The 12,116-nt window shown below is 43.8% G+C and carries 9 protein-coding genes and 1 tRNA gene; 1 reads left to right on the top strand and 9 read right to left on the bottom strand.

Annotated elements, in window-relative coordinates; all coding sequences use genetic code 11:
- Positions 1–9 precede the first annotated feature (9 nt).
- From HMPREF3216_RS02665 to HMPREF3216_RS02640, 6 genes are all read right to left on the bottom strand, one after another.
- Entirely contained in the window at positions 10–672 is a 663-nt protein-coding gene (locus HMPREF3216_RS02665) for a hypothetical protein (RefSeq protein ID WP_060786828.1), read from the bottom strand.
- 90 nt (positions 673–762) lie between these two features.
- Positions 763–1,395: an IMPACT family protein gene (locus HMPREF3216_RS02660; RefSeq protein WP_060786827.1), complete on the bottom strand. Its 633-nt coding sequence runs from the start codon at positions 1,393–1,395 to the stop codon at positions 763–765.
- Between the two features lie 65 nt (positions 1,396–1,460).
- The gene (locus tag HMPREF3216_RS02655; protein ID WP_060786826.1) at positions 1,461–1,754 is read right to left on the bottom strand and encodes a metal-sensitive transcriptional regulator; all 294 of its coding nucleotides are present in this window, start codon (positions 1,752–1,754) and stop codon (positions 1,461–1,463) included.
- 145 nt (positions 1,755–1,899) lie between these two features.
- The gene (locus HMPREF3216_RS02650) at positions 1,900–5,607 is read right to left on the bottom strand and encodes a hypothetical protein (protein ID WP_060786825.1); all 3,708 of its coding nucleotides are present in this window, start codon (positions 5,605–5,607) and stop codon (positions 1,900–1,902) included.
- A 312-nt stretch (positions 5,608–5,919) separates the two neighbouring features.
- Positions 5,920–6,006: transfer RNA gene (locus HMPREF3216_RS02645), tRNA-Ser, on the bottom strand.
- Positions 6,007–6,124: 118 nt separating this feature from the next.
- Positions 6,125–7,063 carry an EamA family transporter gene (locus tag HMPREF3216_RS02640; protein WP_060786824.1) on the bottom strand — a complete coding sequence of 313 codons (939 nt, stop codon included), beginning with the start codon at positions 7,061–7,063 and terminating at the stop codon, positions 6,125–6,127.
- A gap of 113 nt (positions 7,064–7,176) precedes the next feature.
- Here HMPREF3216_RS02640 and dinB point away from each other — a divergent pair, with 113 nt between their 5' ends.
- On the top strand, positions 7,177–8,508 hold the full coding sequence (dinB, locus tag HMPREF3216_RS02635) for a DNA polymerase IV (protein WP_060786823.1): 1,332 nt from the start codon (positions 7,177–7,179) through the stop codon (positions 8,506–8,508).
- Here the strand turns inward: dinB and fdxA are convergent.
- The 3 genes from fdxA to HMPREF3216_RS02620 form a co-directional block, all read right to left on the bottom strand.
- Positions 8,505–8,825, bottom strand: coding sequence for a ferredoxin (gene fdxA, locus HMPREF3216_RS02630; protein ID WP_004131685.1), 321 nt, complete (start codon positions 8,823–8,825; stop codon positions 8,505–8,507). The two genes, dinB and fdxA, sit on opposite strands and share 4 nt — an antisense overlap.
- Positions 8,826–8,988: 163 nt before the next feature.
- Positions 8,989–10,620 carry an APC family permease gene (locus HMPREF3216_RS02625; RefSeq protein ID WP_060786822.1) on the bottom strand — a complete coding sequence of 544 codons (1,632 nt, stop codon included), beginning with the start codon at positions 10,618–10,620 and terminating at the stop codon, positions 8,989–8,991.
- A 211-nt stretch (positions 10,621–10,831) separates the two neighbouring features.
- The gene (locus HMPREF3216_RS02620; protein ID WP_060786821.1) at positions 10,832–12,115 is read right to left on the bottom strand and encodes an FAD-binding protein; all 1,284 of its coding nucleotides are present in this window, start codon (positions 12,113–12,115) and stop codon (positions 10,832–10,834) included.
- Position 12,116 lies beyond the last annotated feature (1 nt).

The following is a 12,116-nucleotide window of genomic DNA, read 5'->3' as shown; positions in this document are numbered from 1 at the left end:
TATTTCTATTTATTTGCCACTATTCAAAACGCCTAGAGCTGCAAGCGAAACGTCCGAGTCTTTGTCTTTAGATAAAGCCACTAAAGTCGGCTGCGACACGCCGGGATTAAGTGCCACTGCTCGCCTAACCATTGCGGAAAGCACTGGAGAATCATCATCTTGTTCACTTGCGCCAAGCGACGCTAAATAATCCAATGTTTTTGCATCAATTCCATCTGTTTGAGCGCCTTCTAATCGCATTTTCCAAGATGTTCGCGGATTACATAACGCTGCATCTCTAACTTCTGCGCAAGAATCTTTAGTAAGCCTTCCAACAAGCCAATTCTTAGCATTTTTGTTCTTTGCAACAGCTAAACGGACTTTACTAGACTCGTCTTGAGAAAGCTTAACCAAGATATTCGGGAATGGCATTACCGTTGCTAAATGCACGCGATCTTCTTCTGGAGTATTTGCATTACCTGCTACAGCTTCCAAAAGTGCAGTCGCCCTAGAAAATCCTGCCTGATCAGACCTATCTGGTAGTTCTTTGACCGCAAATTCATGCAGCTCTTTAGAGTTGGTGGAGTGCCTTAAACGCTCATAAACCGCTGTTAATGGATTGTAGGAATCGTTTGAATTCTGGCCCAAATCACCGTCTTGCTTAACATTGTTTTGATTTTGCGCATCATTCATAAGCCACTCACCAACCTTTGCCTAGTCACCTTATAATCTATCAGCTTTGCAACACAAATCTTATATTTGAGAAATCACAGAAAACGCAAATCAGCAAATTCTACTACAAACACCACAAAAATCAGGAATTATTGCACCAGCAAACGTATTTTTTACTGCTTCAAGGAATCTGTCTGACTCTTCACACGGCACGCATGCTTTTAATTCAATAGAAACGCCGTATTCTTCGTTCATAACTTCCGCATTGTGATTTAGCAATAAATGCTTAAACATTCTTAGCTGCGTGTATTCAATTTTGCAAGAAAAACATTTGCACGAAACAATGTTTGCCATTTTGCTATTCTGCACAGATCCAGCAGCAGCACGCGAATACGCACGTATCAATCCGCCAGAGCCAAGCAAAATCCCACCAAAATAGCGCGTAACAGTTACAACAGTGTCTGTAAGGCTAGATGCGCGCATAACATCTAAAATCGGCTTACCAGCTGTACCCGCTGGCTCACCGTCATCGCTCATACGCTCGCACAATCTACCATTGTTATCTCCGCAAATCGCAGCATACGCAACGTGCCTTGCTTTTGGATTGCTTAGTCTAATGGATTCTACAAAATCCATTGCTTCTTCGAGACTAGAAACATGACAAGCATCCGAAATAAATTCGGACTTCTTTTCTACAAACGAATAGTGCGAAGGGTTGTTAGGTAAATCGGTTATAGTTCGCATACTCTAAATATTGCTTAAAACGCCTACTTTTTAAAACGCAACGATTAAACTCACGGCTTTATAAATCACGACTTATCGTAGCGCATTAAGTGGTCTACAACGTCTACAAGCTCAGCAACCTTTTTATCGGTAACCCTTTTATCTGCCGCATTTTGAGCTTCATCTAAAGCTTTTGATATTTCTTGATGAGCAACTATAAGCGCAACTGCCCTAAGAGCTGCTGTAGAAGCAGAAAGCTGCATAAGAATATTGTTGTAGTCTTCCCCTTTTTCAACCATATTTTCAACAGCGTGAACTTGTCCGCATACTCTATGCAAGCGAACCAACATCTTCTCTTTGTCTATGTTGTAGTCACCCATAAAAACCTCGTACAAAACATTGCGTTTACATTAATTATGCGTTGTATAGTATGCAAAAACTACAAACGCCAAAAATAGCTATGTTTATAGAATAAATTATGCATAATATACAACGCAACTATTTTTATCTCTATTTAATATCTTATCAATATATAGCGCAATATATACGTTTTGCTAAAACTACAGATCCCGAAATCAAAAGTGCAGCCAAAGAGAACATTAACATTGTCTCAACTTTTACACCCGTTGTTACTAAATACCCAGACCGCTCGCCTAAACGAGAATGCCTGCGTCTTTGGCTTCTTGCTCCCTTTCTATGCGGATCACTTTCCTGAGGATTCTGCGGTTCTTGCGGGGTTTGCGGATCTTGCGGATCTTGCGGACCTTGAGGGTTCTTGGAGCCTTGCGGATTCAGCAGGTCTTGGGAACCGTGGGAGCCTCGTGGATTCTGCGAACCCTGAGGATTCTTGGATTCCTGCGGATTCTTCTTACCGTGCAAACCTTGCGGATCTTGCTTACCGCGCAAACCTTGCGGATCTTGCGGATCTTGGGAACCGCGCAAATCCTGCTGAACACCCTTATAAGTGCCCTCTTTAGAACCTTCTTTAGACTCCTTCTTGCCGCCTTCTATCTTAGTTTCATCTTGATTAGAGCCACCCTGTGAGCCACTTTGTGAGCCACTTTGCGAACCACTTTGCGAACCGCTCTGCGGGCCAGCACCACCTTGCGAAGCAGAATTACCTTGAGAACCCGACTCACCAGGCTTACCACCAGACTGCGTACCTGCACCAGACTGACCGCCCTGAACGCCGCCAGATTTGCCGCCAGATTCACCTTGCGTTCCAGCAACTCCAGAACCAGCAGCTCCAAGCTGCGTATTACCGCCCGCCTGCGCTCCGCCCTGTTTTCCAGTACCACCTTGTGTACCAGCACCACCTTGTGTACCAGCACCGCCCTGCGTATCAGGACTACCCTGTGTACCTGGCTTACCACCAGATTCACCAGGCATACCAGACTTACCACCAGATTCGCCAGGCTTAACACCTGGCTGCGTACCTGCACCAGACTGTGTACCACCCTGCGTACCATGCGTTACAGATTCAGAACCTTGCGGAGACTTTGGATTCTGCGCATCTTGATTAGAAACAATGTTATCTACAACAGCGCCACCAGCAGACGTTTTTGGATCCACTTCCGCACTTGTAACATTCCCATTATTTTCGCCATTTTGACCACTCTGTGCACCACCTTGAGTACCAGCACCGCCCTGCGTTCCAGCACCACCTTGCGTACCAGGATTACCTTGCGTACCCGACTCACCAGGCTTACCAGCAGATTCACCAGGTTTACCAGCAGATTCACCAGGTTTACCACCTTGCGTTCCAGAAGTTCCAGCACCAGGCTTACCGCCCTGCGTGCCAGAATTACCGCCAGATTCACCTTGTGTACCAAAACCACCTTGCGTTCCAGAATTGCCGCCAGGCTTACCACCATGTGTAACATCGGTTCCAGAGCCGCCTTGCGAACCAGACTCACCAGGCTTATTGCCAGGCTGCGTACCAGATTGCACACCGCTTTGCGAACCGCTCTGCGCGCCAGCGCCGCTCTGTGTGCCAGCGCCGCTCTGTGTGCCAGTTTCACCAGGCTTACCAACAGACTCACCAGGCTTACCAGCAGTACCAGCACCAGGCTCACCCTTACCACCAGACTCACCAGGCTTACCACCTTGCGTTCCAGCAGTTCCAGCAGTTCCAGCACCACCAGTCGCACCAGACTGACCACCCTGCGCACCACCAGTCGCACCAGCACCAGCACCCTGCGAATTATTCACAGCATTTTTGCTAAACAAAATTCTGCTTTCCGCATCGTTGTACGCTGTCTTAAGCGCTTCCACTCTAGAAGAGCCAGGAACTTCATATATAAAAACGTACATTCCGTTTTGGTCAACATTCCAAGAGTTTATGTTGATGGTATTTGGATCTGCACTGGCAGAATTACCCGCACTTGCAGAATCATTTCCACCAGCGGCTTTATCTTCATTAGCAGCTTTATCTTCCTTCTTTCCAGGCTCTGCACCTTCCTTCTTTCCACCAGCCTCATTATCTGGTTTAATAATCACCTTTCTATCTGCAATCGTATAAGTACCATTTTTAAGCGGCACACTCCATTCGCTGATTTCTTTGTGATTATCATCTTCATTAGGCTCCCTAGCCGATCTTGGAGCAAGCTTAGCCATAGATTCTTTATCGGTAGCACCATTTTCATACCCAATCCACCACAAGCGAATTTTCATATCCGCATCGGCAGTAAAGTCATATTCCTTATTCCTCTTAAATTCCCCATAATCTTTTGGCAATCCGCTAACCACAATCGTATCGGACACCACATTATCTACCTTATTTTTTACGTGATTAATCTTTGGCTTTGCCTTATTTGATACAGTAGATTCGTCGATGCCAAATCCTTCAACATAGTCGCTAGCAATAAACTTTTTAGTACCTTCTTCTTGATTTTCAGGCGTAATAGTCCAAACCCAAGTTCCAAATAATCCTTGCTCCGCATCCGTAACCTTATATTCTGCAGCGTTTTCAAGGTCTGCATGGTCTAAATCGCCATTTGTAACGTGAGCAACTGCCTTAACTTCTTTATCTTCCCCAGAAAACTCAACATCACTTGCAGCAACCTGACGAATACTCTTATCGGCTCGCAACTCCTTTATGTAATCTTTTACACTCTTGTTACTTGCTATTTCTCTTTTTTTCAAAATATCTTTATGCGAACCAACAAAGTAATATCCTCTAGCTCTAACATTCTTTTTATCTATCCAAGTATCGTTTTTGCTATCTTTAAGACTACTTTTTACAACAACATCAACCGAATCGCCAACTTTTAGACTTTTATTAACAACTTTTGAAGATACGATTGGCTGGAACTGCTTATGAACATTAAACTTAAAATTCTTCATATCATATTTAACTTCTTTATCTTTTAAGTACAATAAGGTTGTTCCAGAGCTTTTCTTTTTGTACATCAATTTAGGCAAATAATATTCTCCGCTAATTTCTGCCTCTCCGTCTCCTGTTGCAACCCAGCTAACACTGGTATAGCCATGAAATCTACCTAACTCACTTTCAATTTCTGCAGTTTTATTGCCTTTGTTGTCTAAAAACTTTAAATTTTCGTTTTTTGATTTTAGCTTAAACTTAGTTGCTTCTCCCAAGCCACCAATGACTGCAGCTGGGCCAGTACCAGAAATATTTAACTGGCCAGATTTGGTTCCTGTAGAAGAGCTACCACTAATCCATATGCTTCTTATAGTAGTGTTTCTAGCATCAGTCCATATAGATTTGGATCTGTTATCTATGAATCTAATAGAGCCAAATCCACCTTTTTTAGCAGCATCCCACTCAGCTCTATCTTTCTCAACATTATCGTGAATAGCGTATGCTGCAGCAGCTACTTCATCGGAATTGCTACTTTTCATAGCATTGCTAATCAGCTTTGCAGCAACTGCATAATCAACATCATAATCACTTGCCTCTTCCCATTCCTCCTTTTCAACTTTTTTATTACCAAAAGCATCATATCTACTATGAGCAGTTTCTGGCGTATTAATACAAAATATGTAGCCGCCTCCATAGGCGTCTATATATAACTTTCCGTCAGTTTCTTTCCTAGCGCAACTGTCTTGTTCACCTTTATACGCTGGGTTCTCAAAAGCAAATGCACTACTAATTGCGCCATTACCAACAACGATTGCAATAGTCGCCAGCAACGCTGTTAGTAAAGAGAACATTCGCATACGATTATTGCGCAAAAAGATTGGAATCTTTTTACATCCATGTTTTCCCATATCAACTCCTTAAAACGTTGTTTTCTCTCGCGTGACAAACGTTTTGCTAGCCACGATGAACGAAAAAAAATCGCTCATGCTCTAACTATGATTTAGGGATTTCAATCTGTAAATAAAAAACTTCCAATGTGGTTAAAGGCTATTTTAGGGGGTAGTTATCCACAGAGTTATACACAATTGTGCACAATTACACACAATTTGGACGGCGGGGTTATAGGGTTATAGCCCAAAAAGCTTAACGTTTAGGATTACTTGACATTGAAAACAAAAAAGCTCCAAACCATTGATTTTCAACAGTTTAGAGCTAAATCGCGGAGTCAGAGAGATTCGAACTCTCGAGCCGCTTACGCGACTAACACCTTAGCAGGGTGCCCCTATCGGCCACTCAGGCATGACTCCACTTTGTTACCATCTAAGATAGCAACAGGTTCAAACTATATCACCGCTTGAGGACGTGCACAACACCTAAGCGACACACCAAACACACAAAAGTGACTAGCGCAGCATAACGCATGAATCATGCAGGATTATGGTCTCCCGAAAATGTAATCACAACAGCCAACATTACTAAAGCCATTCCGCAAACATCAATCAGCGTTGGCATCTCGCCAAAACCCATGCCAACAATGGCCGCAATGGCAGGATAAAGCGCTTGCATAACCGAATATCTTGCTGAAGACACTCGCTTTAGTAAAACCTGGTCTAAAAGTGTTGGAATAAAAGACGCACAAATCGCAATAACAACCATTAACCCAAGAAGTTTTAAAGAACCATAAGGCTCAGCAGCCCAAGTTGCACTAGATTTAGGATGCACCACATTCAAAATTGCAGGAACACCAAGAACGCTTGATTGCAAAAGCCAACCAATCAAAATAGCAATGCTAACTCTATCGATTGCATTGGAACCTCTTGCAAGCATACGCCCAGATACAATGTACATTCCCCACATTGATCCGCCAATAAGAATCGCCACTAATCCAACCAAAAAATGCGGACTTTCGTTAGACCCTATAGACGCGCTTGCAAGAAGCACTATTCCGCAAGCCGCAATAACAATTCCAACGCGCTCTCGCCAAGTTTTACCCGTTATAACAGCAACCATTAGCGGCCCTACAAACTCAATAGTTACAGCCACTCCAACGGCCATGCAGCTAATAGCCAAATAAAACATTGTGTTCATAAGAACAACGGAAATGCCTACTGCAACAACAATTAACCATTCTTTTAACGTTTTAGGAAGAGAGTTGCGAGCGCGCTTTTTACGCGAAAATGGCCTTCTCCAAGCAAGCAAAAACAAAGACATAAACCCAACGCGATACCACACAGAATATAGCGGATCGAGCTGGCTAAACGCGACTTTTGCTATAGAAGTTGCTAGATAAACAATTGCGGCTTCTGCAACAACAATCAGCAAAACAGGCATGCGATTTAGCGCGTTTACTATGATTTGTTTCATATAGCATACCCTACACGGCAGTAGTTATATTTGCAGATTTTAAACTTGATTTTCGCAAAATTTACTGCGACACACTATTGCATAAAATCGAACGTTTGTTCTATTATAAATTCATGAGCACAGCACCGCGAGTTACGGCAGCTAAGCGCGATTGGGGGCGCAATGCGTCTGGCTGCACAATACTTCACATCGATATGGACGCATTTTATGCATCACTCGAAGCGGCGCGTAATCCTAGGTTACTTGGCAAACCTGTGATTATTGGTACAGGCTCGCGCTCCGTAGTTTCGGCAGCCAGCTACGAAGCACGTAAGTATGGCGTGAATTCAGCCATGCCTACAGCGCGAGCACGCAGCTTGTGCCCTAATGGCATTTTCTTACCGGTAGATATGCCATATTACGTTTCCATTTCATCTAGGATTTTTAAGGAGGTCTTTTCAAAGATCACAAATAAGGTTGAACAGGTTTCTGTAGACGAGTGTTACATGGACGTTAGTTCAGCATTATTGCAATGGAAAACGCCCATCGCCATAGGCGAGTGGATAAGAAGCGAAGTCGCGCGCAAGTTTCATATCACTTGCTCTGTGGGGATTGCATCAAATAAATTAATCGCAAAAATGGCGTCAACGAACGCAAAGCCAGACGGAATGCTGATTATCCCCCAAAATCGCAATGCCGACTTTGTTTCAATAATGCCATTACGAGCAATACCAGGAATTGGACCCGCGCTTGCTAAAAAACTAGCTACGTGGGGCATAAACAGCATTGAGATGCTTAGAAGTGTAGATGAGAACACTCTGGAACGAGTTGCTGGTTCTAAAGTTCTTGCACGAATGCTTTACAACACTTCGCGCGGAATTGACGCACGGCAAGTAACGCCCCACGTTCCAGAAAAATCCATTGGCACGGAAAGCACTCTTAATAAAGACACCACAGATATTGCAGCAGTGAAAAACCTGATCAGGCACTGCTGCAACGAAGTGGCACAAGAGTTGCGCAAGAAAAACACAATGGCAAGAACGGTAACGCTAAAATTGCGATTCAGTGATTTACATTACGTAACAAGATGCAGAACCTTAAAAAACGTAACTGATTGCGCGCCAGAGCTATACAGGCACGCTTGCGATTTACTAGAAGACGCAAATCCAACGGTTCACAACCACAAATTAGGCGGAAATCACGTTTGTTTACTAAGTCCAATTAGGCTTGCTGGCGTTAGCGTAAGCAATCTTATAGATAAAAGCAAAGCGCTTGTTCAGCCTACAATCAGCGACATTTTAGAAGAAAGCGAAAGAGAAAACTCTATAAGCGCTATGCGTAAAAATTCAACAGAAATTACGCAAAACGCCATAAAAAATACGTCTGCAAGAATAAGTCACGCAGAGCACGTATTAGACGCAGTAAGAAAAAAGTATGGAAGTAATGCCGCTCAGATGGGTATTTAAGCATCTTTTTTAGGAAGAGCTGCTACGCGGTCTTCATCCCAACCAGATGGACCAGCTTCTTGCGCTCCGCCTAAATCTCCAAGCTTATTAAAGTACTCTACAGCAGCGTCTTTATACCATTCCCACTCTTCTGGAACGTCGTCTTCGTAGAAAATGGCCTCTACAGGGCATGCAGGCTCGCACGCACCGCAATCAACGCATTCGTTAGGGTTTATGTAAAGCGTGCGATCGCCTTCGTAAATACAATCAACAGGGCACTCGTCAACACACGCTTTATCTTTAACGTCAACGCATGGTTCTGCAATAACGTAAGGCATAACAAACGCCCCCTTTCACACTCAAAAATCAACTAACTTTTCCATTATAGTTCACACCACGAGCGCAAAACGCATTGAGTCGGCATACGTAACCGCATACCGACTCAACACATTAAATTAACAGCACGTAGGGCAAAAGCCCAATGAGCAGCTACCGAACAGCCTACTGAGCAGACTCAGCAGCCGTCTCTTGAGCTACTTCTTGAGCTGCTTCAGCGCGTGCTTGGTCTTCGGACTCACCTTCCGCAACCTTTTCGGCGGCAGCAGCATCTTGTGCAAACAAGGTTTCTACTGGAACACCAAGCTTCTTAGCTTTACGCAACTGCCTTCCAAGCAAGGAATTGCGGTAGGAATAGCCAAAGTACACGGTAAAGCCAATTGCAAGCCAAATTGCAAAGCGAATCCATGTAAGCACAGAAAGGTTTAGCATAAGCCAGAACGTAGAAAGCGCGGCGAAAATAGGCAAAATTGGATTCCATGGAACCATAAAGGATCTATGCAAATCAGGCCTACGCATACGCATAATCGGAACGCCTGCAGAAACAAGCAAGAATGCCGAAAGCGTACCAATATTCACCATATCGGAAAGGATTCCAATATCTAACGTAGAAGCGATTACTGCTACAACAATGCCAGAAACAATCTGAATACGTGCAGGAATTCCGCGCTTGCTAACCTTAGAGAAGCTGCGTGGAAGCAAGCCATCGCGGCTAACGGCAAACACAATACGTGTAAGACCCAAAAGAAGAACCATAACAACAGTTGTTAAGCCGATTACAATACCAAGGGAAATAATCTTTGCAGCCCAAGTTGCTCCTACAAGCTCAAAGCTAGTAGAAAGCGAAGGAGCCTCTTGCTTAGCCAAATCCTTGTAAGAAACCATACCAGTTGTAACAACAGCCACAAGAATGTAAAGAACGGTCACAATCAAAAGACCAAGACCAATACCCCTAGGAATGTTCTTGTGTGGGTCCTTAGTTTCTTCTGCTGTAGTTGCAACAACGTCGAATCCAATAAACGCAAAGAACACAAGAGCCGCGCCAGAAAGAATACCCGTAACGCCGTAAACAGCTGGCTGCATACCAGTTACCCACTGCCAGAGCGGCTGGCTCATCGTACCAGAAACGTGGATTCCCTTAACGCTAGCAACATCTGTTGCAGGTGGAACGAATGGAGTGAAGTTAGAAGCCTTAATATAGAAGAATCCAACAACAACAACGAACAGAACAATGCCAATCTTCAAGATTGTTAAAGCACCGTCAAAACGTGCAGAAAGCTTTGTTCCAACAACAAGCATAATCGTAAAGAACGCAACAATAGCTACTGGAGCAAGATCAAAAGTAAAACCGCCAAGATTTACCGAAGTAGATACGTTAAGACCAAACAAGTGCATTAAATCGTTAAGATAAACGCCCCAATATTTGGCTATAACGGATCCTGCCATAAGCATTTCCAGGATCATATCCCAGCCAATAATCCAAGCAATAAGCTCGCCGACTGTGGTGTACGTAAAGGTGTATGCAGATCCTGCAACAGGAATCATAGAAGCAAACTCCGCATAGCACATTGCAGCCGTTCCACAAACGATTCCAGCAATAATAAAGCTAATAATAACCGCTGGCCCTGCATGGAATGCAGCAGCCTGAGCGCCAACGGAGAAGATTCCAGCGCCAACAGCAACTGCTACACCCATAACCGCAAGATCCCAAGAATTTAGCGTGCGCTTAAGATGGCGATCACCATCCATTGTTTCTGCAATAGTCTGTTCAACAGACTTTTTTCTCCATATTTGCATAATCCAACCTTCTCTAAAAGTACGTCTAAACAATCCATATAAGGGTATATATGTTATAAATCGCAAAAAATACGGTTCAACACACATTAAGCGCTATCAAACAATAATTTTTACGATATTAAAAGAGCATAGTACTGTGTGCAGCGGAAAATCACAACACAAATCGCAATTTATTATGTTAAATTATGCTAAATTTTTGTTAACAGTTGTCTTAACGGTTTATACTAACGCCAATCAAAACAGGTTCTGGAATAAGTTTTACGCCAAAGGAATCGTAAACACCATCTATGATTTTGCGCGCCAAATCAACAATATCCGCGCACTTTGCATAACTACGATTAGTCAACGCTAAAGTGTGCAAAGAAGACAACCCTGCTTTACTTTTTTCGCCATCACCTTGCGTAATCCTAAATCCCTTGTTAAATCCTGCATGGTCAATAAGCCAAGCCGCAGAAGTCTTAACTCCTTTAGAGCCATCTGGCAAAGTGGCGTCAAATCGCGGAGCATCTTCTGGCAGCAAATCTGCCTGAGATTTAGTCAAAATCGGATTCATAAAGAAACTTCCGCAACTATGGCGATCAGCATACTTAGAATCGCCTTCTTGCAAATCTCCAGCAACATAATCTTCGTTTTGAAGCCTAATCGAAGACTCAACACCGTTTTCGCTTTTTACGTAGCACATCCACTTATTTGCGTAGCGCATGGCATCTTCAAGCATGCCTTTAGACGCTCTAACACGCAAAACTTCGCGACGAATCTTAGACGTTTCCATACTATCTCCAACTTGCACGCCAAGCGCGTGAGCAAGCTGCGAATGAGCCACAACACCTGTTTTTGAATGCTTTAAGCAAAAAGTGACAGATAAAACAACATAGCGAGGCGTTGGAAAGAAGCAATCTGCAGCAACACCAGGCGCTTTATACATGCTTTGTTTAAGAACAGACGTGCGGTAGCCAAATTTAAGATCCGCAAGATTCATATAAAAAGTTGTTTTATCTTTACGATCCCAAACCTCTACAGATTCAACGCTTTGCGCCACTTCCGCACCGTATGCGCCAATGTTTTGCACCACGGATGCACCAACCGTTCCAGGAATGCCAGATAGCGCTTCTACGCCTTGCAAACCAAGATTAATGGTGTGGCACACAAAATCATCCCAATTGCAGCCAGCTTCCGCACTAACGTGCACTAAAAAATCTCCACTGTTTTTATCAACACCGTCTTCGCCAGGAGCCGCCTCGTCTAAAACACAAATTTCACGCCGAGCATCGCGCACAACAACGCCGTTAAACGGCTCATCGCCAACAAGCATGTTAGACCCGCCGCCAACAACGCAAAGCGGCAATCCAGCGCAATCAGCGTCTTCTACAGCCTCAATAACAGCAACTCTGCTGCTTGGCTCTACAAAACGCGCAATAGAACCACCAACGCCAATTGTTGTAATATCTGCAAAAGTTGGATTATCAGATTCCAATAAGGATGATTGCATACTCATA

It is taken from the genome of Gardnerella vaginalis (assembly GCF_001546455.1).
GTDB classification, from domain to species: Bacteria; Actinomycetota; Actinomycetes; order Actinomycetales; family Bifidobacteriaceae; genus Bifidobacterium; species Bifidobacterium vaginale_B.
The sequence above is the reverse complement of the archived record's forward strand: the minus strand, read 5'-3'. Positions and strand labels throughout refer to the sequence as shown.